Source organism: Yimella sp. cx-51, from assembly GCF_017654605.1.
Lineage (GTDB): Bacteria > Actinomycetota > Actinomycetes > Actinomycetales > Dermatophilaceae > Yimella.
Genome location: NZ_CP072113.1, coordinates 2,677,629 through 2,702,957 on the forward strand (window position 1 = coordinate 2,677,629; position 25,329 = coordinate 2,702,957).

The following is a 25,329-nucleotide window of genomic DNA, read 5'->3' on the forward strand; positions in this document are numbered from 1 at the left end:
TCACTTGTGGGTGCCGGCGGAGCCGAGGTCTTCGCAGGCCTCGACGATGCGGGCGGCCATGCCCTCTTCGGCAGCCTTGCCCCAGGCGCGCGGGTCGTACTGCTTCTTGTTGCCGACCTCGCCGTCGATCTTCAGCACGCCCTCGTAGTTGCCGAGCATCCATCCGGCGACCGGGCGGGTGAAGGCGTACTGGGTGTCGGTGTCGATGTTCATCTTCACCACGCCGTACGACACAGCGTCCTTGATCTCCTGCTCCGAGGAGCCGGAGCCACCGTGGAAGACGAGGTGGAAGGGCTTGTCGTCGGCGGTCTTGAACTCGGTGTGCACCGCGTCCTGTGCCGCCTTCAACACCTCCGGACGCAGCTTGACGTTGCCCGGCTTGTAGACGCCGTGCACATTGCCGAAGGTCAGCGCGGTCATGAAGTAGCCGTTCTCACCGGTGCCGAGCGCCTTGGCCGTCGCGATGGCGTCGTCCGGAGTGGAGTAGAGCTTGTCGTTGATCTCGTGGGCGACGCCGTCCTCCTCACCGCCGACGACACCGACCTCGATCTCGAGGACGACCTTGGCCGCAGCGCACAGGTCGAGCAGTTCGCGCGCGATCTCGAGGTTTTCGTCCAGTGGCACGGCCGAGCCGTCCCACATGTGCGACTGGAAGTAGGGCAGGCCGCCCTGCTTGACCCGCTCGGTGGAGGCTGCGAGCAGAGGACGCACGAAGCCGTCGAGCTTGTCCTTGGGGCAGTGGTCGGTGTGCAACGCGATGTTGACGTCGTACTTCTTGGCGACTTCCTGGGCGTAGGCCGCAAAGGCCAGCGAGCCGGTGACCATGTTCTTGACGCCTGGGCCGGAGAGATACTCCGCGCCTCCGGTCGACACCTGGATGATGCCGTCACTGCCGGCGTCCGCGAAGCCCTTGAGAGCGGCGTTCAGCGTCTGGCTGCTGCTCACGTTGATCGCCGGGTAGGCGAACCCCTCGCGCTTGGCGCGGTCGAGCATCTCGGCGTAGACCTCAGGTGTTGCGATCGGCATGTTCACTCCCTGTCCTCACGGGCGAGCGCGGCGTCTCGCCCTGCTGCCCCGAGTCTGGCACGATCACCGCGATCGTGGCCTTCGGGTCCGCCCAGCGGGCCGCCCGGTCCGCTGAGCGGACCAACCGTGCCGCCACCCGGGGCGTCCCGTGATCGAGTCCTCCCGCCCAACCCGAATTGGAGCCCGATGTCCCGCCGCTTCGTTGCCTCGATCACCGCCGCCGTTCTTGGCATGACGATGGCGCCGGCTGTCGCTTCGGCCTCGCCGGCCCAGGCTGCGGCTGCGGCTCCGGCCATCTCCTGGACGACCTGCACCGACAACAAGGCTCACCAGTGCGCGACGGTGCGCGTGCCGCTCGACTGGAAGCGACCCAACGGGCCGACCACCACCGTTGCGGTCGAACGCCGCCGAGCCTCGTTGCCGTCCAAGCGAATTGGCGCGATCTTCGTCAACCCGGGCGGCCCGGGCGAGTCGGCCACCGCCAAGGCGGCCTCGTTCGCGACCCTGCTCGGACGCAGCGTCACCGACCGCTTCGACATCATCGCGGTCGACCCACGCGGCGTCGGTCGGTCGAACCCGCTGGTGTGCACCACACCGGCAGGTGTCTCACTTCCTCCTACGCTCGACCCAACCTTCCCGGCGACGGTGGGCGAAGCCAGTCGTCAGCTGAAGTACGACAACGCGGTGCGCCTCGCCTGCAAGAAGACCGGCGGCCCATTGCTCGATCACATGACGACCGCCGATGTCGCCCGCGACATGGACGCCGTGCGCGGCCTGATCGGCGACCCGCACCTGACCTACGTCGGATTCTCGTACGGCACGGTGCTCGGCCAGACCTACGCGGCAATGTTCCCCGGCCGAGTGCGCGCGATGGTGCTCGACGGCGTACTGGACGCCGGCGAGTGGACGGCCGGACCAGCCGCGAGAGCTATTCCGGTCGGCGGGCGCATCCACAGCGGCGAGGGTGCATGGGCTGCCGTCAAGGAGGCCTACCGGCAGTGCAGCAAGGCCGGAAAGGCCAAGTGCCGCAGCGCAGTCGGCGGCGTCAACGAGTGGCACACGGTCTGGCAGCGGATGATCAACCGCGGTCCGGTGACCATGATGGGCCGCAAGTACCAGTGGACCGACCTGGTGACCGGCACGCTGTATGCGCTGTACGACCCATCGACGGTGCCGGAAGCCCTGGACGAGGTGCACAACCTCTATCTGACAGTCACCGGCAAGCCGCTGCCGCCGGACGCCGGTCTCGCCCCTCGCCGCACCCCGCCCACGCGACCGGGTTTCGGCTGGTCAGCTGCTGCCGCACCCGGTGATTCGGTGCCCGCCGCCAAGAGCGCCGTCATATGCTCCGACTCGGTCAATCCCACCGACCCCATGGCCACCTGGCGTGCCGCGATCGGCACCCGCTCTGCCACCTTGGGTTTCAACTCCGCCTGGACGTGGAACACCTCGCAGTGCACGCTCTGGCCCGCCAGTGGCAACTCGGCCTATCGCGGCTCGTTCAAGGTGCGCCCGGCTACTCCGATCCTGTTCATGAACCCGCTCTATGACCCGGCCACCTCGGTGACGGCGGCCCGGATCGCACACGCGAATGCCCCCGGCTCACGGCTGGTGACCGGCAATCGGATCGGACACCTCCTGCTGAACGACAGCGCGTGCGCGGTGAAGATCCGCACCCACTACCTGCTGACCAAGCAGTTGCCGGCGCGCGATGTGGCATGCACCGACGTGAAGTCGATCTACTGACGCATGATCAACCCATGAAGACTCGCGAAGACCTGCCGATCAGCGTCCATCTCAATGGGCTTCGTGTGGCCATGCTGGCTTTCGCGGATGTCGTCGACCGGCTCGGTCCCGACACCCCGGTGCCGACGTGTCCTGACTGGAAGTTGGTCAACCTGATCGCCCACCAGGGCATGGTGCACCGCTGGGCGACGATGAATCTGCGCGGCGGGACGCTCGATCCGGAAGCGACCGAACGCGAAGGCCGCCGGGCAGCCGACCGCGGTGAATGGCTGCGCGACGGCGCCATCGAGTTCGTCACCACCCTCACCTCAGCAGCGGACGACGTCGACGCCCTGGTCTTCCTGCGCGATGCCCCTCCGGCGAAGCAGTTCTGGGCGCGACGGCAGTGTCACGAGACGACGGTGCACGCCATCGATGCGGTGAGCACCGAGCTCGGACGCCGGCCCACCACCGACGACCTGCCCTGGCTCACTTCACAGATCGCCGCCGACGGCATCGACGAACTGCTCACCGGTTTCCTGCCTCGCAGCCGCTCGACCATGCGGCTGGAAGCGCCGCTGCGGCTGGCGGTCACTCCGGTCGACAGCGAGCTGGCCTGGCTGGTCGAACTCGGCACCGAACCCGCGAAAGTCAGCCGGATGGCAGCCGCCGAGGTGCCGGCGTCCGATGTCGTCGTGGCCGGCGACCTGCGCGCGAGCTTCCTCACGCTGTGGAACCGCAGCGACGAGGCCGCGCCGGACGAGTGGGACTTCTGGCGCAGCGGCAGCACCGTCACCTGGTGAGGTCGAGCCCTTCCTGGCGCTCACGTAGATAGACGGCCTCGACCTCGTTGTCACACAACGAGATCGCCTGCAGGAGCTGCTGCCGGGCTTCCTCGACGCGGCCGGCACGGAGCAACAGATCGGCCGCCACCGCAGGCACCCGGTGATTGCGCGGCAAGGCTTCGTCCAGCCCCGCGAGCAGATCCAGCGCGGCACCGGGGTCACCGGCTTCCGCGACCGCCACCGCACGGTTGAGGCGCACCACCGGTGATCCGGTGAGTTCTTCGAGTTGCCGGTAGAGATCGGCGATCGCCCCCCAGTCTGTGTCGTCGGCGCGTTCGACTCGGGCGTGCTCTGCGGCGATCAACGCCTGCAACACGTAGGACGCCGACAGCGCCCCCGACACCCGCGCGACTCCCCCGGGCGCCATCGCGTCGATGAGGGCAAAGGCTTCGGCCATCTCGTCACGTCGCCAGAGGGCTCGGTCCTGCTCGGGCAGGCGCACCAGGGTGCCGTCGTCCGCAGATCGTGCGTCGCGCCGGGAATGCTGCAACAGCATGAGTGCCAGCAGTGCGGTGAGTGCCGAATGTTGTTTAGCTGCAAGGCTGCTCGATCGCACCAGACGCACGAGCCGGATCGCCGCGCCGGCCAGTTCGACCCGCACCAGGTCTGGGCCACTTCCTGGCGCGTACCCAGAGGTGAACGCGAGATAGGCCACCTCCGCGACCGTGTCGAGGCGCTGCGGGAGCACTTGTGCGTCAGGAATCGCGAACGGGATGCCTGCGGCGACAACCTTCTTGCGGGCGCGCGTGAGCCGTGCGGCCATTGTCGTCTCGCTGACCAGAAAGAGTTTGGCGATGTCGGCGGTCGACACACCCATGACGAGACGCAAGGTCAACGCGGCGCCTGCCTCTGGCGAGAGAGCCGGGTGCGCAGCAAGAAGGACCAGCCGCAGGAGCGCGTCCGGCTCTGCGACATCAGCCGTCGGGTCGGACGTCGCCTCCACATCGGCTGCCAACAGCGGTGCCTTCCGCGCGGCCACCGCCTCGGCGCGCTGGCGGTCGATGATGCGCCGCTTGGCAGTGGCCATCAGCCAGCCCTGCGGATTGTCGGGTTCACCGTCGGCGGGCCAGGTGCGCGCGGCGGCCTCGAAGGCTTCGGCGAGAGCATCCTCGGCGAGGTCGAGGCGCTGGGTGCGCGCAACGAGCAGGGCCAGCAACCGGCCCCACTCGTCGCGCAGCAGTTGCTCCAGCAGCATCTAGACCGGCACATCGATCTCGATGCATGGCCGGATCTCCAGCGAGTAGCAGTCCGGCAACAGCGCACACCACCCGCTCACCTGGTCGAGATCGGCGGCCTGCACGACGTAGAAGCCGCCGATCGTCTCCACCGTCTCGGCAAACGGCCCGTCGGTGAGCATCACTTCACCACCCTCGTGCCGCAACGTGGTTGCCGTCTCGGGACCATCGAGCGCCTCGCCGTAGAGCAAGTGCTCTCCCACCGTCCGGTGGAACACTGAGTGGTCTTCGTGCCATGCAGAGCGCTGCTCGTCGGTCGCAGCCGCCCACGCCTCCACGTCGTAGGCGATGAGCACGAAGTACTTCTTCACGACGGCCGATCCGGCACTTGTGCCCTCAGCCATCAGTGACCTCCCAGCTCACGCAGCTCGATGAGATCACCGGTGCTGGACAGCTGCTTGCAGCAGGCGATCAGGCCGTCCTTGTCGTCGGTCTCGATCAGGTAGAACCCGACGATCTGCTCGACCGACTCGGTGAAGGGTCCGTCGGTGACCAGCGTGCCGCCCGAGCCGTCAGGACGCATCGACAACGCCTCCGCGGAGGGTCGCAGCGGGCTGGAGAGCACCTCCTTGTGGCCACCCTCGGCCAACTGATCACTGAACAGTCGGTGGGCCCGCATGCCCTTCTCGTGTTCTTCGGGGGGCAACTTGTCCCACTCCGCTTCCGGGGCGGGCAACAGGACGAGATAGCGCTTGCTCATGGGTGGTCCTCTCCATCGAGTGTCGAACCTGACACCACCATGTCGAACGGGAAACGCTCAGATCGACAGATCGGCCAAACTTTTTTCACCGCGTTCGCTGCAGGCAAACGCGGCAGTTCCAGCGACAGCTGCGGCGGTTGCCTGCATCCGCGGTAGCTGCAACCGGCGCGGATGCGGACAACCGCCGCGTTTGTGTGTGGAAGGCGACCCGGGAGAACACCGGGGTCGGTGCAGGAACTCAGCGCCGGTCGGAGGCGACGAAGGCGGCACCGGCCGCGAGCGCCGTCACCGCAGCGACCGACGGCCAGGCGCCGATCTTCTTGGCCAGCGGGTGGGACGCCCCGAATCCGCCGAGGTAGAGCGCGGCGAGCGGTGCCACGACCGCCGGGCCGCCCTTGGCCAGCCAACTGCGTCCGGCCAGCGCGCCGCATCCGGCCAGCAACACTCCGCCGAGCGGGCGGATACCGCTCTCGCGGGCCACCAGGTAGCCACCGACCAGGCCCAGCGCGACCACCGGGGCGGTGTTGACCTCGGACGCGGGCAACAAGCTCATTCCGTCACGTTCACTCATGCCCAGCAACCTACGTCCCCGGTCTGGGCGCCGCGCCATCAGGACGGCTGCTGCTGCCAGACATGGCGGCGCACCCAGGCGTGCATGGCGATCGCGGCGGCCGCACCGGCATTGATGGAGCGGGTGGAGCCGTACTGCTCGATGTGCAGGATGACCTCGCACGCCGCACGCATCGGCTCCGACAAACCCGGCCCTTCCTGACCGAAGACCAGGACGCAGTCGCGCGGCAGGTCGAACGGCTCGATGGGCACCGAACCAGGCACATTGTCGATGCCGATCAACGTGAGGCCCTCAGCCTGTGCCCAGGTCGCGAGGTCGGCGACGGTCGGGTGATGGAACTCGTGCTGATAGCGATCGGTCACCATCGCGCCGCGGCGATTCCAGCGACGCTTGCCGACGATGTGGAAAGCCTTGGCGTTGAAGGCGTTCGCGGTGCGGATCACCGAGCCGATGTTGAAGTCGTGCTCCCAGTTCTCCACCGCCACGTGGAAGGCGTGGCGGCTGGTGTCGAGGTCGGCGACGACGGCTTCGAGCGTCCAGTAGCGGTACTTGTCGGCGACATTCCGCCGGTCTCCCTCCCGCAGCAGCATCTCGTCGTACGGCGGGAGCACCTCGCCGTCCGAACCGACCGGCCAGTCGCCCTGCCACGGCCCGACACCCACTTCTTGCTCGCTCACGATCGTTCAGCCTGCCAGTGCCGGGGTGCCGCCGCAGTAGAGGCCGCCCCGATCAAGCGTCCGGCGCCCGGTCTCAACTGACGTACCCTTGGTGCCCGTGATGCATGCGCTTGCCCCTGTCGTGACCCTTGGCCCGAGCTGGATGGACCCGCAGTGGCTCCTCGACCAGTACGGCGGCGCCTTCTTCTGGATCTCCCTGGCGATCATCTTCATCGAGTGCGGGCTGTTCTTCCCGATTCTTCCCGGCGACTCGCTGCTGTTCGCCATCGGGATGTTCTCGGTCAACGCCAAGGCCAACTTCGACATCCCCCTGTACGTCTCGATCCCGGCACTCATGGCCGCGGCCTTTGCCGGCAACGTGGTGGGTTACGAGATAGGACGGGCTATCGGCACGCCGCTCTACGAGCGGGACGGCCGCATCATCAAGAAGAAATACTTCGACCAGACGAACGCCTTCTTCGACAAGCACGGCAACAAGGCTTTGGTCATCGGTCGATTCGTGCCGATCGTGCGCACCTTCATCACCGTGGTCGCTGGCGTCAGCAAGATGGACCGCAAGCGCTTCTTCACCTGGTCCGCGGTCGGTGCCGTCTTCTGGGTGGGGCTGATCGTCAGCCTCGGTGTGATGCTGGGCAATGTCGCGTTCGTGCGCGACAACCTCGAGACCGCCATCCTGCTGATCGTCGCGCTGTCGGTGCTGCCGATGGTCATCGAGTACATCCGTCACAAGCGCCAGGCGGATGCGATCGTCGCCGAGACCGCCGAGGCGGCCAAGGACATCGTCACCGACGAACGCTGATTGATCGACTGCACCCGACAAACCTGCGGACACTCACGACTCGAGTGTCCGCAGGTTTCTTCTGTCAGGCCGCCGGTTCGGCCGACTCTTGCAGTCAGCGCCGCGGCAACGGGTAGTGCCGCGCCTGCGGCTGCTGGACCGGCTGCTGCTGTGCAGGCTGGGGCTGCTGCACCGGACGGCGGGCGGCTGCCCGCTTGGCGAATGCCTGGGCGTAGCCGGCGCCGGCCGACAGGAGCAGGAGTCCGACGACGATGAACGCTCCGGCCCGGACAATTCCGCTGAGGGCGGCGAGGTCGTGCAGGAAGAGCTTGGCCAGGGCCGACGCGGCGACGACGAGTCCGGTCACGACCAGACCGGTGTTCTTGCCGTCACCTCGCAGGCTCAGGGCCAGCAGAGCGGAGGCCAGCAGCATCCAGCAGACCGTGACTGAGAAGTGGCCGAGGCCCTGGCCGCTGTCGCCGAGAGTGACAACGCAGAGGCTGAGCAGGGTGATGGTGGAGCTCACCATCAGAGCAAGCGCCCCGAACACCGCCACACCTTCCCGGTCGGCGTTGTAACGACGGATCCCGATGACCACAGCGATCAGGATGTCCGCGGTGAGCAGCAGACCGCCGACGAAGTCGGCCATCGTCCAGGCATCGGCAACGACGGTGAGGCTCGCCCTGGTGACCAGATCGAAGGCACCGAGGCCGATGAAGGCCAGGGACAAGCCCGCGGTGAAGTGGTTCTTCACCTGGTAGACCGAGGCTGCGAGCACGGTGCCGATGCCCAGCAGGATCGCGGACAGGAAGTCGCCGGTGGTGACGGTCATCGCTGCTGCGAGCAGCGCAGCACCGGTCACGAGCGTGGCGGCGGCAGTCGTGGCGAGTCCGACCGGGCGAGCCAGGACGAGCGAGCCGAAGGTCATGGCCGCGACCGCAGCACCCGCGACGGCCGCGACCGGGCCGGTGAGAGCGGTGATCGCGATGATCATCGGCACGCTCGCCAGGCCGTACATGACTGCAGTGACTTCTTCGTGACGGCTTCGCGAGGCGGCCAGCGCCGAGGTCAGCGCGATGGTGGCGACCAGGTAGCTGGCGATCTGCTCACTGGTGCCGGTGCGCTCTGCGGCGATGGCGTAGGTCGTGGCGAAAGCCACCGGAAGCGAACGGGCGGCGGCGATCGCCGGCCACGACTTGGTGAACTCGGGGATGCAGCCGGCTGCCTGCAGCAGCACCAGGAAAGCGATGAGCGGCACAGTGACACCTTCGGTGAGCACGGGTGCCAGACCTGCGACCGATGCAGTCATCAGCACGGCGAGTGCCTGGGAGTTCCACCTCATCGCCAGGGCGATCGCGCCGGCCGCAACGACAGCGGCGAGGACAAGACCTGCCACTCCCGGTATCCACTCGTAGTAGTTCGTGGCAGCGACGATGCAGAGGAACAGTCCGGCTGTGCCGGTCGAAGCCAGCGCGACTGCGCCGATCTGTCCGCCGAGTCGAAGATGCAGACGGGTGGACGCCGCAAGCAGCATTGCGGACAGCAGCGCTCCGCCGCCCACCCGGATCTCCGGACGGAGCAGTCCGGCACGGGCGGCGATGACGAGCAACATGACGACACCGATGAGGGTGACGAAGACGCCGGCTGCGGCGAAGACCTTGGCAACCATGCCGTCCCGCTCCCACCACGGTTGCTTGGTGGCCGGCGGTGCGTATTGGTAGGCCGGACGGGGTCCGGCCGCGGTCTGGAATTGAGCGCCGTTCGGGTACTGGTTCTGGCTCTGGGGCCCTTGTGTCGTGTTCATGCTTCAAGCCTGGTTCGGCGGCGCCGAACCGGCATGAGTAGCACTACTCAACCGGCGTAGGTACTTCCTGAACGCGAATCCACTGAGGCGTAGTTGGCCGCCGCCCTGTGGTTGGGCCGTTCAGTCGAGGCCGTGCTCCATCGCGTACCGGGCAAGTTCGACGCGATTGGAGAGGTGGAGCTTGCGCAGCGACGACTGCACGTGGTTCTCGACGGTGCGATGCGAGACACCGAGCCGTGTGCCGATCTGCTTGGCGCTCAAGCCTTTTGCGACAAACCGAAGCACCTCGGTCTCACGTTCGGTCAGGCTGGGAAGGTCTGCGCCGCCTTTGGCGTCCGGCACGGTCGACATGCGCCGATACTCCCCCAGGACGAGTCCGGCCAGGCCCGGTGTGAAGACCGCCTGGCCGTCGGCGGTGGCGCGGACGGCGTCCAGGAGTTCGGCGGCGCTGGCCGACTTCACCAGGTAACCGCTGGCGCCGGCTTTGACCGCTTCCAGCACGTCTTCTCGTTCGGAGGACGCCGACAACACCAGGATCTTGGCTTCGCCGGAGACCTCGAGCACCGCCGCGGTGGCCGCGGCGCCGTTGCCGTCGGGAAGGTGCATGTCCATGAGCACCACCTGCGGCTGGGTGGCAGCGGCACGTGCCGCCGCTTCGGCGACGGTGCCGGCCGTGGCGACCACTTCGAAGCCGGCGCCGGTGAGGTCTCGGCTGACACCGTCGCGCCACATCGGGTGGTCGTCGACCACCATCACCGTCGTCATCGTGTTCCTCCCACCGGCACGGTCAGTTCCCATTCGGTGCCTTCACCCGGAGCGCTGTAGACCTGCGCCGAGCCACCGATGTCGGCCATCCTGCCTCGAATCGACTTGCTCACGCCCATCCGGCCTTCGGCGGCGGCTTCGTCGAGCCGCTCGAGTGCGAACCCGGCGCCGTCGTCCCGTACCGTCACCACGACCTCAGACCCAAGATCTTCGACCAGGACGAAAGACTTCGCGGCGGGTCCGGCGTGCTTGGCGGTGTTGTCGATCGCGGCCTGGATGGCGGCCACGAGTTCATCGAGTTGTGCGGCAGGAAGCACGAGCGAGTCGCCTGGCCCGGAAATGGTCACCGGCTTCGGCAACTGCTTCTCCAACCGGGTGATCAGGTCGGTCGCATCGGATCTGGTGGTCGTGCGGGCCTGGCGTGACAGCAGCGTCCGCAGCGAAGCCTCCTGCTCAGCTGCCATTGTCGCCAGTTCGGTTGTGGGGCCGCCGATCTCGGTGCCACGGCGGCTGATGAAGGCAAGCACTTGCAAAGTGGTGTCGTGCACCTCGCGGCTGAGCCGTTCGCGCTCGTGCGTGCTGGCTTCGAGCCGAATGGCCTCGTCGATCTGTGCTCGGGCCCGCCGCACGATCTGCGCACCCATGCCGACCACCAGGCCGACGGTGAGCAGGATCGGCAGGGTGGCATCGAAGCTGATGTTGTCGAGCTGACCACAAATGGTGAGCGCCGAGAGGCCGACGAGCGCGCCCGCACCCATGCCCCACCACGGACCGAGCAGGATCGCCACGGAGACAACGGCATTCGTTGCCCAGAAGGTGGTGGGCACGGTCTGGTGGCGCTCGAAGTACGACGCCGGTCCCACCAGGAGCGTGCTGGCCATGAGCAGAAGGGTCACGACGACATCTGCATAGACGATCTTGCGGCGCATCCGGTAACCGAAGGCCAGCAAGGTGCCCGCCACGCCCGACCAGACGAGCATCAGTGCCAGCACAGCCCAGCTGAGCAGTTTCCTGTCGTACTGCGACACCACCGTCCACTGCACAGCCGCGGCGTAGGCAAGCGATGCCAGCCGGAACACCTGAGCCGCTCGCCAGAGCGGAAGTTGGCCGGAGTTGTCCCGCCCGAGGGTGGCTGTGCTCATGGCGTCCAGCTGCGCTGGTTTTTACTGCTGGTTCGGGTAACCCTGCGGGTAGCCCTCCGGCTGCTGGGCTTGCTGACCCTGGTGGCTCTGCTGGCCGTGTGGGTACTGCTGACCTGGGAGCGGACTGGGCGCCTGGCCCTGCTGCTCGATCTGCGGGTAGCCCGCCGACTGCGACTGGCCCTGGGCCGGAATGTTGTAACCGCCGGGGCCGCCCGCGGTACCGCCGGGTCCGGTGCCGAAGTTGACATTCGGCACGGCGCGCTCGTTGCCCTGCGCCTCGAAGTACTCCGCGCGCGCAACGCCCGCCGGGCCGGCCATGAACTTTGTGGGGATCGACTCGATCGAAGTGTTGAGCTCGCGCACGATCGCGTTGTAGTAGCGGCGGCCGGAAGCGATGCGGTCTTCGGTCGAGGAGAGTTCCTGCTGGAGACCAAGGAAGTTGGCGTTCGACTTCAGGTCGGGGTAGGCCTCGGCAACAGCCATCAGGCGGCCGAGGGCCTGGGTCAGCTGACCCTCGTTGGCAGCAGCGGCGGACGGGTTGTCTCCTCCGTTGATCGCTGCGCTGCGTGCCCGCAGCACCTCGTCGAGGGTGGCGCGCTCGTGCTGGGCGTAACCCTTCACGGTTTCGATGAGGTTGGGGATGAGGTCGTGCCGGCGCTTGAGTTCGACGTCGATCTGGTGCCACGCCTCCTGCACCTGGTTGCGCTTCTTCACCAGCCCGTTGTACGACGCGATCGCCCAGACGATCAGCAGGACGACAATGATGGCGAGGGCGATCAGGACGTAGGTCATCGAAACTCTTCCTTCGGGCACGGACGGCTCGTCCCAGCCTACGGGCCCGGCGCGGTTCAGCGGGTGCCGGACGCCTTCGATGCGCCTGCGAATCGCAACGCCACCAACTCGGCCAGTCGGGTGTCATCGCGCAACGGCTCACTCACCACGTCGGCACCGACGTGCCGGAGCCGGTCGTGGAAGAAGCCGGGCCCGATGAGATACGACGCCACCGCCACCTGCTGCCGCTCGGTGCGCGCGGTCGTGACGGCGTCGGAGACCGACGGCTCACGGGCGGCCAGGTAGCCCAGGGACACCGGTGCGTGCCAATGGCTTCGCAGCAGATCGAGCATCACCTCTGCGTCCGCTGCGCCGGACGGCCTGCTCGAGCCGGCCACGGCAAGGACGACCGGATCGCCCGCGTCGGCCCCTGCTTCGTGCAGTCGATCGACGAGGACGTCCGCCAGTAGCTCGTGGGGGCCGAGGGCAGGCGCCGTGACCACTTGCGCGTGCGCTGCCACCACGTCGGCGACATCGACCTCGGTGTGGAATCCCGACGACAACAGCAACGGGACGATGACCACCGAATCGTGCTGCGCCACAAGGCCGTTGACCACGTCCGGCAACGCCGGTTCCTGGACGTCGACATATGCGTCGCGCACGGTGATCGAAGGCAGGAGCCGCCGCACCTGCTCGGTGATCGAGCGCACGACGTGCTGCCCTTCTGGGTTGTCGGTGCCGTGCGCGCAGACCACCAACGCGGTGGTCACGATGCCTGCTGCGGCTCGTCGAGTTGGTCGACGACCTCACCGATGACGATGACCGACGGATTGGCGAGCTTGCGCTCCAGCACTCGCTCGGTGATGTCGGCGAGGGTGCCGCGCACGGTCTGCTGCTGCGGGCTGTAGGCCTTGTGCACGACGGCGACCGGCGTCGAGGCGTCCTTGCCGGCTCGCACCAGCGCCGCGGTGAGTTCGGGCAGCCGCCCCATGCCCATGAGCACGACGATCGTGTGTGGCCAGGCTGCGAGCAGGTCGGCCGACACCTCGTCGTGACCCGAGATGGTCAGCACGCCACTCGCCACGCCTCGGTGCGTCACCGGCACGAGCCCGGCGAGTGGGGCCGCGAATGCCGAACTGACACCGGGCACGACCTCGACCTCGACGCCAGCCTCACGGCAGGCCAGCCACTCCTCCCCGCCGCGGCCGAGCACGAACGGGTCGCCGCCCTTGAGCCGGACGACGTACTGTCCGCGCCGGGCGCGCTCCACCAGGATCTGGTTGATCTCGTGCTGGGGCACCGGGTGCCGGTAGGGCGTCTTGCCGACGTCCACGATCTCTGCGGTCGATCCCAAGCGCGCCAGGAGCCCGACGGGGGCCAGGCGATCGGTGACCACCACGTCGGCACGAGCGAGTTCGCGGCGACCACGAACGGTGATGAGGTCGTCCGAACCCGGACCGCCACCGACCAGCACCACCTTGCCTGTCGCGTCTGGCGCGCGAAGCGAGCGCAGGGACACATCAGCCTCGGTGATTGCGGAATCGAGGGCCGAGCCGTCGATGGCGCGCACGTCGTCGTCAAGCATCCACGTCCGGGCCCCGCCGGCCCAGCGGCGGATGCGCTCGCGCTCGACGGAGTCGGTGTCGTGCACGCTCACCAACCACACCTGAGCCACATCGGCGGAGGTGACTGGGCTTGCCGACCAGGCGACGCGCTCGTCGGTGTAGAGGTCACGAAGCTCTTCGCACAGGCCCTCGGCGTGCACCCGGACGTGCGCGCCAGCGTCCAGCAACTGCTCGGCCCGGGCGGCAGCCTGTGGTCCCCCGCCCACGACGAGCACGGGTTTGCCCTGCAGGTCCATCGCGAAAAGCCCGCTCATACACCCTCCCATCCAAAACGTTTGGTTATGTTTACCCAAAGTCATGGGCCAGGGTTCGGGCGTTTCACCACCTGAACATCTGACGCCGTCCACTCAAAGAAATCGGCGCGAGTTTGTGGGGTTCGTGCGCCCGACGAACCCCACAAACTCACGCCGATTTCTAGGGAATGTCAGAGGTCGAGCTCGTTGAGGGCGTAGGCCGACAGGTACGGGACGCCCTCGGCCTCGATCACTTCACGGGCGCCGGTGTCGCGGTCGAGGATCGTCGCCACGGCCACCACCTCGGCGCCGGCCTCGCGTGCAGCCTTCACTGCTTCGATCGGTGACGCACCGGTGGTGGTGGTGTCTTCCACGACGACGACGCGGCGGCCCTTGATGGACGGTCCCTCGATGCGCTGCTGCAGGCCGTGGGCCTTGCCCTGCTTGCGCACGACGAACGCGTCCAGGCTCTCGCCGGCCGCAGCAGCCGCGTGCAGCATGGAGGTCGCCACCGGGTCGGCGCCCAGGGTGAGCCCGCCCGCGGCGACGAAGTCGAGCTCCTTGGTGAGATCGCGCATGATCCGTCCCACGAGCGGCGCGGCCTCGCCCGAGAGCGAGATCCGGCGCAGGTCCACGTAGTAGTCGGCCTCACGCCCCGAGGAGAGCGTGACCCTGCCGTGCACGACGGCGTGATCCTTGATGAGCTGGAGCAGACGGGCGCGGTCAGCGGCGAGATCAGTCACGACCCGCAGTTTAGGACTTCGCCCACTCCTCGACGTTGGCGCCCGGATCGCGCTCGGCTGACAACTGAGCCTCGTCAGTCCTCCTTGTTGGGCCGGTGTCGGCGTACCAATTTGGGCTTGCGCACGATCGAACGCGGCGCCACGCGCAGCAGCGAGGTGATCACCTTGTACTGCGGTCCAGGCACCGAGACCACCTTGCCCTTGGCGACGTCGGCGAGGCAGTCGCGCACCAACCGGTCGGCCGCCAGCCACATGAAGCCGGGCGCGGCCTGTTCGGCCTTGATGCCGGCTCGCTGGTGGAACTCGGTGCGGGTGAAACCGGGGCAGAGCGCGGTGACGGTGACGCCGGTGCCCTCGAGTTCGCTGGCCAGCGACTCGGAGAAGACGGTGACCCACGACTTCGCGGCCGAGTAGGTGCCGGACGCCAGAAAGCTCGCGACCGAGGAGACGTTGATAATCGCGCCGTTGCCACGTGCACGCATCGCGCCCGCAGCAGCGTGCGAGAGCACCAGCACCGCACGCACCAACACGTCCAGGTGGTTCTCCTCCTGCTCGATCGTGTTGTGGATGAACGACTTACGCAGCCCGAAGCCGGCGTTGTTGACCAACAGGTCGACCGGACGCTGCGGGTCAGCGATGCGGTCGGCAACCCGCTGCAGCGCCGCGCGATCAGCCAGATCGGCCGGCAGCACCTCCACCTGTACGCCGTGGGCGAGCTCGAGTTCGTTCTTCAGCGCCTCCAGGCGGGCGGCATCGCGGGCGACGACGATCAGGTCGTTGCCCTGCGCGGCCAGTTGTTCGCAGAAGGTCTTTCCGATGCCGGCGCTGGCACCGGTGACGAGTGCTGTGGTCATGTGCGCGATCGTACGGAACCGCGCTGACGGGAGGGCTGATCGATCTGTCGGAGCTGCCGTCTAACCTCGAGTCGTGCGCATTGCTACTTGGAACGTCAACTCAGTCCGCTCCCGAATCGACCGTGTGCTCGGCGTGCTCGAGCGTCACGACCTCGACGTCCTGCTGTTGCAGGAGACCAAGTGCAAGGACGAACAGTTCCCCACGCTGGAACTGACCGCGATGGGTTACGAGCTGGCCCATCACGGCCTCAACCAGTGGAACGGCGTCGCCGTCATTTCCCGGGTGGGTCTGGACGATGTGCAGATCGGCTTCCAGGACATGCCTGGCTTCGGTGACCCGGTGGCCGCGGAGGCGCGCGCGATCGGCGCTTCCTGTGGCGGCGTACGGGTGTGGTCGTTGTACGTGCCCAACGGACGCGCGATCGACCATCCGCACTATCACTACAAGCTTGATTGGCTGAGCGTCCTGCGCGCCGACGCGCAGCGCTGGTTGGCTGACGATCCGCAGGCGCAGATTCTGCTGGCTGGCGACTGGAACATCGCCCCGACCGACGAGGACGTCTGGGACGTCTCGTTCTTCGAGGGCAAGACGCACGTGACCCAGCCCGAACGCGACGCCTTCCAGGCGATCGTCGACGCAGGGTTCAGTGACGTCGTGCGTCCGTACGCTCCGGGACCGGGCACCTACACCTACTGGGACTACACCCAGCTGCGCTTTCCCAAGAAGCAGGGCATGCGCATCGACTTCGCGCTGGCCTCGCCTGCGCTCGCGGCCCGGGTGACCGACGCGATGATCGACCGCGAGGAGCGCAAGGGCAAGGGCGCCTCCGATCACGCGCCGGTCATCGTCACGCTCGACTGAGCCGCATACCCTGGGAGGTGCTGACCGTTTCGACCGAGAGCTGCTCATGAGCCACCACGACCCAGATCATCCGTACTCCGAGGACGTCACCCGCGCCACGCCGCAGGTCGATCCGTGGTCGCTCAACAAGCCATCCACCCAGCCGATGGAGGGCGACCAGGGAACGGCGCAGATGCCGTACGGCAGCCCGCCGCCGTACGACGCCTACCACTCCGACGGCTACGGGCAGAGCTACCACCCGTCCGCGCCGTATGAGGGATACGACCCGTACGGGCAGAACGACGGATACGGGTACGGCAGCCAGTACGGGCAGCCTTCTGGCAGTGGCCAGATGCCGGGCGGCTACAACTACCCGCCGCAGTACTCCGCGGGCGGGATGCCCGACTACAACTACGCCCCCTCCGGCGGCTTCGTCCAGCCCAAGGCCACCAACGGGATGGCCATCGCGTCCCTGGTCTGCGGTCTTTCGGGTTTGCTGTGTGGCCTCACGGCGATCCTGGCCATCGTCTTCGGTTTCATCGCGCTTCCGCAGGCGCGCACTGACGACGACGGCGCGGCCAAGGGCATGGCGATCGCGGGCATCGCCCTGGGCTTCGTGCTCGTCGCACTGGGGATCATCTACGTCGTGGTCGTGATCACGATGGGGGTAGGGGCGCTGTGAGCACGTCCGGGGTCGATCACGATCTCGTCGTCGTCGGTGCGGGCTTCTCCGGCATCGCCATGACGATCGCGGCCCGCGCAGCCGGACGCGATGTGCTGGTGCTGGAGAAGGCCGATGAGATCGGCGGCACCTGGCGCGACAACCGCTATCCCGGCGTCGCCTGCGATGTCGAGAGTCACCTCTACTCCTACTCCTTCGAGCTCAACCCCGACTGGTCGCGCGCGTACGCACCCGGCGACGAGATCCAGGACTACCTGCTCTATGTGGTGGAGAAGTACGGCGTGCGGCCCCACGTCCGCTTCGGCACAACGGTGCAACAGGCATGGTGGGACGCCGACCACCAGCGTTGGGAGGTCGCGTTCGGCACGGGGAACACCCTCGAAACAGTCACCTGCCGCGACCTGGTGCTCGCGGTCGGCTCGCTGCACACGCCGGTCGCACCGCACATCGACGGTCTTGAGTTGTTCGCCGGTGAGGTGATGCACACCGCAACGTGGAGCCCCGGGACGTCCGTGCTGGGCAAGCGGGTGGGCGTGATCGGCACCGGCGCGAGCGCGGTGCAGGTGATCCCCGCGCTCGCCGAGGAAGCATCCACCCTCACCGTCTTCCAGCGCACACCCACCTGGGTGCTGCCCAAGAACGATCACGAGATTCCCGAATCGACCTCGGAGCGATACGAACGTCACCCTGCGCTGATGAAGGCACAGCGGGCCAAGATCCGCGCCGCCAACGAGACCCGCGCCCTGGGTTTCACCAAGCAGCCCGCACTGCTGAAGGCGGTCAGCCTGCGCGCCCGCGCGCACCTGCGGTCGGCTATCTCCGATCCGCAACTGCGGGCCGCACTCACGCCCGACTACACGATGGGCTGCAAACGGATTCCGCTGTCGGACAACTATTTCCAGGCACTTGCTCGGCGCAATGTGCGCCTGCAAACGGCGCCGATCGCGTACGCCGACGAGGCCGGCATCGTCACCCAGGACGGTTCGCACCACGGTCTCGACCTGCTGGTGCTGGCCACCGGCTTCGACCCGGTGCAGTCGTGGAAGGACACCAATGTCTACGGGCTGGGTCACGCCTCGCTGAGCCAGCGCTTCGAGGACGGCGTCGACAGCTACTACGGCGTCACAGTGCCCGACTTCCCCAACCTCTTCCTCCTGCTCGGGCCCAACGCCGAACTCGGTCACACCTCAGTGCTGCTGATGATGGAGGCGCAGGTCGAGCTGATCATGAAGCTGCTGGCCGAGCGCGACCGGCGTGGTGCCTCGATGGTCGCCGTCCGACCGCAGGTCGTGCCCGCCTTCATGGCCGAGATCGACCGCCGCAGCGAACGCAGTGTGTGGCAGCAGGGCGGATGCCACAGCTGGTACCTCGATGCGCACGGCGCCAATCGCACGCTGTGGCCGGGCACGGTCGGCGAGTTCGAGCGTCGGGTGACCAACCCGGAATGGGTCGACTACGAGTTCACCAGCTGAGGGGCGGGTTGGTCAGAGCGCGGTGGTAGGACGTTCGCCCTCGAGCTTGGCCAGCGGCCGACGTCCGAGCAGCCATGACAGTGCGGCGGCGACGGTGGCCGCGATGGCAGCGCCGAGGAAGACCGTGTTGACCTGGCGCACCCCGGCAGCCCGGTAGTCGGCCTCCGTCGGGGTGGCCAGTTCCGAGATCTCCGAGTAGTACTGGTGGAGCCCGATCGCAGTCAGCAACGCCAGGCCCACGACCATGCCGACCATCCGAGCAACGACGATGAGCGCCGAGGTGACGCCGTGGTCGTCCGGCTTGGCGTCGTTCAGGGCTGCGTCGTTGACCGGCGCGATCGCGAGGCCGACGCCGAGACCCACCAGCACCAGAACGGCGGTGGCCTGGAAGGTGTCGAGCACGTTGCCGCTCCAGCGCGACATCGCAAAGAGTCCGACTGCGGCGAGGGCGAGTCCTCCACCGGCGACGATGCCCGGACCGACGCGGCGCAACAGCCACCCGCCACCCAGCGCCCCGACGGGCACTGCGAGCAGGAAGCGCACCAGGATGACGGCTGCATCGGTCTGCGAGTCGGTCACGGTGAGACGGGCCAGGATCGGGATGTCGACGACGATCGCGACGATGGCCGTGCCGACCAGGAGTGAGACGGCGAGCGCCGGCAGCACGCGTCCGACGACAGCACCGCGGGCGATGAGCGGCGCAGGTGCCCGCCGGTGCCACCACCAGTAGACGGCCATCGCCGCAGCTCCGAGCGGCAGCAGCCAGAAGCCCATCGGGCCGACGACCTCGGTCTCTGGATTGGCCGAGGAGAAGGTGAGCACCAGAGCGCCGAGAGCCAGGGCGATCAACGCGGCACCGAACAGATCGGCACGTCGGAAGACCGGCCACCAGTAGCGCACCGACAGCGCGAACAGCACCGCCAACGCGCCCAGGCCCCACAGGCCGATGGGCGTCATCAACCGTGCGTCGTGGCCCTCGTAGGGGACGAACGGGTCGCCGTACTCGATCGAGGTGGTGAGCGCGGTGGGAGCGGTCAGCGCCAGGCCCAGCAGGACGGTGGCAGCCGTCGCGGCGAGCGCGGTCAGGGCGTGCCACCACCGCGGGATCGCGGACGTGCGCGCCTCCCCGGCTTCCGGTTTGCCGCTGGCTGCGCGGATCATCAGCGCGAGCAGCACCCCGCCGATCCCGTTGATCCAGAAGATCATTCGCCAGTCCCACAGGTGCAGGATCAGTGCGCCGAAGAGCGGGCCGATCACACTGCCGACCTCCTGCACCGCGCCGACGACGCCGAAGGCCGTGCCTCGTTCGCCGGGTGGCCACAGCGACGCGACGATCGCGAGGGTCGCCGGCACGAGCCCGCCGCCTCCCACGCCCTGGAGCACACGTCCGGCCACCAGCACGTTGAGATCGACGGCGACGCCGGTGATCACGGAGCCGACGACGAAGAGCGCGAGGCACCACAGCAGGATCCGTTGGCGATCGACCAGGTCGGCCAGGCGCCCGATGAGCGGCAGCACCGCGATGTAGCCGAGCAGGAAGCCACTGACGATCGGGGTGGCCTTCTGCAGGGCGTCGATGCCGAGCCCGACGCCCTTCATCATGTCGGGCAGCGCGAGCACCACCACGTAGGTGTCGGCGGCGGCGAGCGCCACCGCCGTCGAGGCGGTGGCCAGCAGCGCCTTAGGGCGCTTGGATGTCAACCGTCTTGCCGAAATCGGTGAGGGTGACGTTGTAGGTCGACTTGGTGCCGCCGGCGAAGAACGGCCCGACCATCTGTGCCGAGCGCAACTGGTTGTCCTCGGTGACGTTGTAGGTCACGTCGAAAGTGCCGGTGCCGTCGCCCATGTAGAGCACCGCCTTGATGGCGCTGCCGGGCAGTTTGCCTGTAACGCTCTGGACGACGTCCTTGCCTTCGCGCAATTTGCCGCCGAAGGTCGGGTTCTGGGTCTGCGGCAACAAGGTGCCCAGGCCCTTGTCCTTGCTGAACAGCAGGTTGGGGTCGGGCGCGCCGTAGCTGTTGGGGTTGATCGTGGTCATCTTCGAGGCGAAGGGCATCTTGGCGTAGGTCTTGCCGTCGATCGAGACCACGGGCACCGACGCCGCGAGCGAACCCGCTTGCACGTTGAGCGTGCCCTTGAAGGCCGGCTTGGCGATCACATCACCTTCGCCGGACAGCACCCCGGAACTCTGCTTCGGCACGTCCGTGCCCTGCAATTTGAAGTGGTAACCGGCCGCTCCGTCGAGCACCTTCTTCGCATCCGCCAAGCGCTGCTGTGCGGTCGGAGACGCGCCGCCGGAACCTGTCGGCGACGACTTCTTTCCGCTGGTGCTGCTGCAGCCGGTGACGGCGAGCGCGAGGGTCAGCCCGACGACGGCAGCGGAGGACGAGGTGGAACGGAGGCGCATGGACACCAACCTATCTGTGCCGGACGACGAGCGGTCGAAATTTCCGACGCGTGAGTAAACCTGGAAGTTCCCGGCGGCTGGAGCCGTGATCAGCGGACGTCCGCGGGCGCGCCCGAATCGTGCACGTGATCGTGGCCAGCCTTCGGCTCTGAATCTCCCTCGGCGGCGAGCGCACCGGCTTCGGCTGATTCGTTCTCGTCCACGACCTCACCCGGGATGGGGACGCCGGCCTCGTTCAACTGCTCCTCGATGTCATCGACGAACTCGTTGATCTCGATCATGCCGTGCACCGGCCCACCGGCCAGGTAACCATCGGCGCCGAGCAGGACGGCAGCGGGCGACTGCTGTACGCCGAGCGCGCGCCATGCCACGGCGGCGTGGTCCAGGAGCGGGCGCTCCGGCGGGTTCGACAGCGCCTCGGCGCGGTACTCCGTGGCGAAGACCATTCGGACGTCCAGCGCCTGGAGACGATCGGCCCATCCACCGAGGGCGTTCGCGGCCTCGTGAGTGGGACCGCAGTAACAGTTGACCAGGATCAGCAGCTGTGCCCGCTGCATCGACAACTCCCGCAGTGTCAGCGGGCCGGATTCGGGATCGATGAGGATGGCTTCGGGAGTGACGGAGCGCAGATACTCATCCTCTTCGCCTTCTTCGGCGATAACGGTCTCGGCCGGGTTCACGTCATGCGACGGGGTCGAAGCGGGCCGTGCCCACGGCATCGCGTTGGATCCGCCGAAGACCAGAGCAGTTACGACGCACGCCACTGCGGCGAGGCCGAGCCAGATCCAGTCGCCGGCGTCAGCCTTGCCCAGCAGCGTCCATACGGTTCGCCCCGAAGCAGCCAACGCGACGGCGGCGCCCGCGCAGCCGACCAGCAGCGTGTTACGCAGCAGGGTGCGGCCGGAGATGCGGTGATCGCCGGCATTGCCGAAGCAGCCACAGGAGGGTCGCGGTGTGATGGTCATGCCCTTGGCGATCAGCAGCCAGTAGACGACGACCAGCACCAAGGTCGCGAGCGCGAACACCAGGAAGACCGGCGCCCAGGGAGCAAGCAGACCGACGCACAGAGCCAGCTCGATCGCGGGGATCACTTTGGCCAGCCAGGGCGGCAAGATCGAAAGGGGAAGACGCAGATTGGCGATGATCGAGCGCAGCGATTCGCCCTGCCCGAATTTCGCTGAGGCGCTGAAACCGAGAACTGCGATGAGCACCAAGGGTGCGACGATCCAAGCGACATGCTGCATGGCGCCCATAGTAGGCGCGCCCGCCAGTGTTCCCGGACAGCCGAAACCCCCGCGCACGAGGTGGCGGGGGTCTCGGGACGTCGGCGAAAGTGATCAGCGCAGCACGAGCTCCGGCTGGTCGTCGGCCTTGTCGACCGTGACGGTCTGGCCGTCACGGACGTTTCCGGCGAGCAACTCGCGGGCGAGCTTGTCGCCGATCTCCTTCTGCACCAGGCGGCGCAGCGGACGCGCACCGTACGCCGGGTCGTAACCCTCGTCCGCGAGCCACTGGCGGGCGGCCTCGGTGACCTGCAAGGTGATCCGCCGGTCGGCCAGGCGCTGCCCGAAGGCGTCGACCTGCAGATCGACGATGTGCTCGAGGTCGTCCTTGGAGAGCGGGTCGAAGATGACCGTCTCGTCCAACCGGTTCAGGAATTCCGGCTTGAAGGCCGAGCGCACCGCCGTCATGACCGACGCCTGCTTCTGCTCCGGGGTGAGCGAGGGATCGATCAGGAACTGCGATCCGAGGTTGCTGGTGAGCACCAGGATCACGTTGCGGAAATCGATCGTGCGGCCTTGGCCGTCGGTGAGACGCCCGTCGTCCAACACCTGCAACAGGATGTCGAAGGTCTCGGGGTGAGCCTTCTCCACCTCGTCCAGCAGCACAACGCTGTACGGACGACGCCGCACCGCCTCAGTGAGCTGACCACCCTCTTCGTAGCCGACATAGCCCGGAGGGGCACCGATCAGCCGAGCGACCGAGTGACGCTCGGAGTATTCGGACATGTCGATGCGCACCATCGCGCGCTCGTCGTCGAAGAGGAAGTCGGCCAGCGACTTCGCCAGTTCGGTCTTGCCGACACCCGTGGGGCCGAGGAAGAGGAACGAGCCGGTCGGACGGTTGGGGTCAGCGATACCGGCCCGCGAGCGGCGGACGGCGTCGGACACCGCAGCAACGGCTGCCTTCTGACCGATGAGTCGCTTGCCGAGGAACTCCTCCATCTTCAGCAGCTTCTCGGTCTCGCCCTCCAGCAGGCGTCCGGCCGGGATGCCGGTCCAGGCGCTGATGACATCGGCGATGTCGTCCGGACCGACCTCCTCCTTCACCATCGGGCCCTCGCCCCCGGCGCGGGAGGCGGTCGCCTCGGCCGCCTGGGCTTCTGCGAGGTGTTGCTCGAGGGCAGGCAGGTCGCCGTAGCGGATCTTGGCGGCGCCACCGAGATCACCTTCACGTTCGAGACGGTCGGCCTGGGTGCGCAGTTCGTCGATCTCCGCCTTGAGGTCACCCACCTTGTTCAGCGACGACTTCTCGGCTTCCCAGCGAGCGTTCAGCGCAGCGAGTTGCTCCTGCTTGTCAGCGAGATCGGTGCGCAACTTGGCCAATCGATCCTTGGATGCGTCGTCGGTCTCGTTCTCCAGGTGGAGTTCTTCCATCTTGAGTCGGTCGACGCCACGGCGCAGCTCGTCGATCTCGACCGGCGAGGAGTCGATCTCCATGCGCAGCCGGGACGCCGCTTCGTCGACGAGGTCGATCGCCTTGTCGGGCAGCTGACGGCTGGTGATGTAGCGGTCGGAAAGGGCCGCGGCCGCGACGAGCGCAGAGTCGGCGATGGCCACCTTGTGGTGTGCTTCGTACCGCTCCTTCAGCCCGCGCAGGATCGCGATGGTGTCTTCGACGGAGGGCTCACCGACGAAGACCTGCTGGAATCGTCGCTCCAGGGCGGGGTCCTTCTCGATGTGCTCGCGGTATTCATCCAGGGTGGTCGCTCCGACCAGGCGCAGCTCACCGCGGGCGAGCATCGGCTTGAGCATGTTGCCGGCGTCCATGGCGCTGTCGCCGGAGGCTCCGGCACCCACGACGGTGTGCAGCTCGTCGATGAAGGTGATGACCTGACCGCCGGAGTTCTTGATCTCCTCCAGCACGGCCTTGAGGCGCTCCTCGAACTCACCGCGGAACTTCGCACCGGCGACCATTGCGCCGAGGTCGAGGCTGATCAGCCGCTTGTCGCGCAATGACTCCGGGACGTCGCCGGCCACGATGCGCTGCGCCAAGCCCTCGACGACGGCGGTCTTGCCGACGCCGGGCTCACCGATGAGCACCGGGTTGTTCTTGGTGCGCCGCGAGAGCACCTGCACCACGCGCCGGATCTCGGAGTCGCGGCCGATCACCGGATCGAGCTTGCCCTCGCGGGCAACGGCGGTGAGATCGGTGCCGTACTTCTCCAGCGCATCGAACTGGCCCTCGGGCTCAGCGGAATTGACCTTCGCACCACCGCGGGTGGCCGGGATCGCCTGGGCGATCGCCTCGGCGTCGAGGTTGAACTGGCCGGTCCTGGCCAGTGCCAGCAAGAGGTGGTCGGTCGACACGAAGGTGTCGCCCATCGCCGACATCGCCTGGCGCGCCTGCTCCAGCACGTTGACCAGCGAACGCGACATCGAGGGCTGACCGACCGACGACCCGGCGGCAGCGGGCAGTGACTTCAAGGCCTGTTGCGCGGTAGCGCGCACGGCTGCTGCGCTGGTGCCGACGGCCTCCAGCAACGGCGCGGTGGTGGTGTCGGTCTGGTCGGTGAGCGCCGCCAACAGATGGGCGGGCTCGATCTGGGGGTTTCCGGCCGTGATGGCCGCCCGAGTCGCTGCGGAGAGCGCTTCCTGCGCCTTCGTGGTCAGCTGAAGATCCACTCGTGATGCTCCTTGATTCGTCGAAACTTTTCGGGGTGACGCCACGTGGGCGTCTGCTGATCAGTTCAACGCCCGCAAAGTTGAGTGCATTCCGCTCAACCTTGGATTTTTCAGCCGATTCCGCGAGCGGTCCGGTCGGGTGCCGGAAGTGTCAGCGCCCAAAGTCGCTGGCGTCCTCGTCGAGCCAGCCGTCCCGGTCAGCGGTGATGCCCTCGAAGCGTTCGACCAAGGCCCGCGCCACGGCGGATGTCGGGTCGTCGATGGTGTCGAGGCGCACGTACACCGCCCAGTCGTGGTCTTCGGAGTCGTCCTCGCCGGCGAGCGCCTCGCGCACCACGCGCACCTCGTCGAACTCCTCCTCGCGTAGTTCATCGGCAACTTCTTCGGCGTCATCGCGCTCGGCGAACACCAACAAGTACTCGGTCACGGTGCCAACCCTGCCATGTCGGCACACTCCTGACAGCCGACTCGCCGCCCGAGGGGGTGGGCTCCGTATTCTGGCCGCACGGCAGTCGTGGGAGGAGCGAC

At 67.5% G+C, this 25,329-nt stretch carries 25 protein-coding genes; 6 read left to right on the forward strand and 19 right to left on the reverse strand.

Annotated features, from left to right (window positions below):
• Positions 1-1,026, reverse strand: coding sequence for a class II fructose-bisphosphate aldolase (gene fbaA, locus J5M86_RS12795; RefSeq protein ID WP_188059080.1), 1,026 nt, complete (start codon positions 1,024-1,026; stop codon positions 1-3).
• Positions 1,027-1,212: 186 nt separating this feature from the next.
• On the opposite strand from fbaA, the gene J5M86_RS12800 reads away from it, so the two are divergent.
• Together J5M86_RS12800 and J5M86_RS12805 are read left to right on the forward strand one after the other, a co-directional pair.
• A complete protein-coding gene (locus tag J5M86_RS12800; RefSeq protein WP_188059079.1) occupies positions 1,213-2,772 on the forward strand; it encodes an alpha/beta fold hydrolase in 1,560 nt (519 codons plus the stop codon).
• 14 nt (positions 2,773-2,786) lie between these two features.
• Positions 2,787-3,554, forward strand: coding sequence for a maleylpyruvate isomerase N-terminal domain-containing protein (locus J5M86_RS12805; RefSeq protein ID WP_188059078.1), 768 nt, complete (start codon positions 2,787-2,789; stop codon positions 3,552-3,554).
• Here J5M86_RS12805 and J5M86_RS12810 read toward each other — a convergent pair.
• The 5 genes from J5M86_RS12810 to J5M86_RS12830 form a co-directional block, all read right to left on the reverse strand.
• Positions 3,544-4,791 carry an RNA polymerase sigma factor gene (locus J5M86_RS12810; protein WP_188059077.1) on the reverse strand — a complete coding sequence of 416 codons (1,248 nt, stop codon included), beginning with the start codon at positions 4,789-4,791 and terminating at the stop codon, positions 3,544-3,546. The genes J5M86_RS12805 and J5M86_RS12810 overlap by 11 nt on opposite strands.
• Positions 4,792-5,175: a YciI family protein gene (locus tag J5M86_RS12815; protein WP_188059076.1), complete on the reverse strand. Its 384-nt coding sequence runs from the start codon at positions 5,173-5,175 to the stop codon at positions 4,792-4,794.
• The gene (locus J5M86_RS12820; protein ID WP_188059075.1) at positions 5,175-5,531 is read right to left on the reverse strand and encodes a YciI family protein; all 357 of its coding nucleotides are present in this window, start codon (positions 5,529-5,531) and stop codon (positions 5,175-5,177) included. Before J5M86_RS12820 ends, J5M86_RS12815 begins: the two co-directional genes overlap by 1 nt.
• 238 nt (positions 5,532-5,769) lie before the next feature.
• Positions 5,770-6,102: a hypothetical protein gene (locus tag J5M86_RS12825; RefSeq protein ID WP_244328360.1), complete on the reverse strand. Its 333-nt coding sequence runs from the start codon at positions 6,100-6,102 to the stop codon at positions 5,770-5,772.
• Positions 6,103-6,140: 38 nt separating this feature from the next.
• The gene (locus J5M86_RS12830; protein ID WP_244328361.1) at positions 6,141-6,779 is read right to left on the reverse strand and encodes a TrmH family RNA methyltransferase; all 639 of its coding nucleotides are present in this window, start codon (positions 6,777-6,779) and stop codon (positions 6,141-6,143) included.
• A 100-nt stretch (positions 6,780-6,879) separates the two neighbouring features.
• On the opposite strand from J5M86_RS12830, the gene J5M86_RS12835 reads away from it, so the two are divergent.
• On the forward strand, positions 6,880-7,578 hold the full coding sequence (locus tag J5M86_RS12835) for a DedA family protein (RefSeq protein WP_188059491.1): 699 nt from the start codon (positions 6,880-6,882) through the stop codon (positions 7,576-7,578).
• Between the two features lie 94 nt (positions 7,579-7,672).
• Here J5M86_RS12835 and J5M86_RS12840 read toward each other — a convergent pair whose 3' ends face one another.
• From J5M86_RS12840 to J5M86_RS12875, 8 genes are all read right to left on the reverse strand, one after another.
• The gene (locus J5M86_RS12840) at positions 7,673-9,361 is read right to left on the reverse strand and encodes a DUF2339 domain-containing protein (protein WP_188059074.1); all 1,689 of its coding nucleotides are present in this window, start codon (positions 9,359-9,361) and stop codon (positions 7,673-7,675) included.
• A 120-nt stretch (positions 9,362-9,481) separates the two neighbouring features.
• Positions 9,482-10,126 carry a response regulator transcription factor gene (locus J5M86_RS12845; RefSeq protein ID WP_188059073.1) on the reverse strand — a complete coding sequence of 215 codons (645 nt, stop codon included), beginning with the start codon at positions 10,124-10,126 and terminating at the stop codon, positions 9,482-9,484.
• Entirely contained in the window at positions 10,123-11,268 is a 1,146-nt protein-coding gene (gene macS / locus J5M86_RS12850; RefSeq protein ID WP_188059072.1) for a MacS family sensor histidine kinase, read from the reverse strand. Before macS ends, J5M86_RS12845 begins: the two co-directional genes overlap by 4 nt.
• A gap of 21 nt (positions 11,269-11,289) precedes the next feature.
• Positions 11,290-12,060, reverse strand: coding sequence for a LemA family protein (locus J5M86_RS12855; protein ID WP_188059071.1), 771 nt, complete (start codon positions 12,058-12,060; stop codon positions 11,290-11,292).
• A gap of 56 nt (positions 12,061-12,116) precedes the next feature.
• Complete coding sequence (locus tag J5M86_RS12860) at positions 12,117-12,809, reverse strand: sirohydrochlorin chelatase (RefSeq protein ID WP_188059070.1); 693 nt, start codon at positions 12,807-12,809, stop codon at positions 12,117-12,119.
• Positions 12,806-13,918 (reverse strand): uroporphyrinogen-III C-methyltransferase, encoded by a 1,113-nt coding sequence (gene cobA / locus J5M86_RS12865; protein WP_188059069.1) that lies wholly within the window; start codon positions 13,916-13,918, stop codon positions 12,806-12,808. Before cobA ends, J5M86_RS12860 begins: the two co-directional genes overlap by 4 nt.
• Positions 13,919-14,088: 170 nt before the next feature.
• Positions 14,089-14,640 carry an orotate phosphoribosyltransferase gene (pyrE, locus tag J5M86_RS12870; protein ID WP_188059068.1) on the reverse strand — a complete coding sequence of 184 codons (552 nt, stop codon included), beginning with the start codon at positions 14,638-14,640 and terminating at the stop codon, positions 14,089-14,091.
• Between the two features lie 74 nt (positions 14,641-14,714).
• The gene (locus J5M86_RS12875; protein ID WP_188059067.1) at positions 14,715-15,494 is read right to left on the reverse strand and encodes an SDR family oxidoreductase; all 780 of its coding nucleotides are present in this window, start codon (positions 15,492-15,494) and stop codon (positions 14,715-14,717) included.
• Between the two features lie 73 nt (positions 15,495-15,567).
• Here J5M86_RS12875 and J5M86_RS12880 point away from each other — a divergent pair, with 73 nt between their 5' ends.
• The 3 genes from J5M86_RS12880 to J5M86_RS12890 are packed head-to-tail and all read left to right on the forward strand — an operon-like array spanning position 15,568 to position 18,489.
• Positions 15,568-16,356: an exodeoxyribonuclease III gene (locus tag J5M86_RS12880; RefSeq protein ID WP_188059066.1), complete on the forward strand. Its 789-nt coding sequence runs from the start codon at positions 15,568-15,570 to the stop codon at positions 16,354-16,356.
• Positions 16,357-16,402: 46 nt separating this feature from the next.
• Positions 16,403-17,017 (forward strand): DUF4190 domain-containing protein, encoded by a 615-nt coding sequence (locus tag J5M86_RS12885; RefSeq protein WP_188059065.1) that lies wholly within the window; start codon positions 16,403-16,405, stop codon positions 17,015-17,017.
• On the forward strand, positions 17,014-18,489 hold the full coding sequence (locus J5M86_RS12890; protein WP_244328362.1) for an NAD(P)/FAD-dependent oxidoreductase: 1,476 nt from the start codon (positions 17,014-17,016) through the stop codon (positions 18,487-18,489). The genes J5M86_RS12885 and J5M86_RS12890 overlap by 4 nt, the downstream gene beginning before the upstream one ends.
• Before the next feature lie 12 nt (positions 18,490-18,501).
• On the opposite strand, the gene J5M86_RS12895 is transcribed toward J5M86_RS12890, so the two are convergent.
• The 5 genes from J5M86_RS12895 to J5M86_RS12915 all read right to left on the reverse strand — a co-directional run bounded on the left by J5M86_RS12895 (position 18,502) and on the right by J5M86_RS12915 (position 25,228).
• Entirely contained in the window at positions 18,502-20,190 is a 1,689-nt protein-coding gene (locus J5M86_RS12895; RefSeq protein WP_188059064.1) for an MFS transporter, read from the reverse strand.
• Positions 20,171-20,896, reverse strand: a complete 726-nt coding sequence (locus tag J5M86_RS12900) for an LppX_LprAFG lipoprotein (RefSeq protein ID WP_188059063.1) — start codon at positions 20,894-20,896, stop codon at positions 20,171-20,173. The genes J5M86_RS12895 and J5M86_RS12900 overlap by 20 nt, the downstream gene beginning before the upstream one ends.
• Before the next feature lie 89 nt (positions 20,897-20,985).
• Positions 20,986-22,140, reverse strand: a complete 1,155-nt coding sequence (locus J5M86_RS12905) for a MauE/DoxX family redox-associated membrane protein (protein WP_188059062.1) — start codon at positions 22,138-22,140, stop codon at positions 20,986-20,988.
• Positions 22,141-22,233: 93 nt separating this feature from the next.
• A complete protein-coding gene (gene clpB / locus J5M86_RS12910; RefSeq protein WP_188059061.1) occupies positions 22,234-24,801 on the reverse strand; it encodes an ATP-dependent chaperone ClpB in 2,568 nt (855 codons plus the stop codon).
• 151 nt (positions 24,802-24,952) lie between these two features.
• A complete protein-coding gene (locus J5M86_RS12915; RefSeq protein WP_188059060.1) occupies positions 24,953-25,228 on the reverse strand; it encodes a hypothetical protein in 276 nt (91 codons plus the stop codon).
• Positions 25,229-25,329 lie beyond the last annotated feature (101 nt).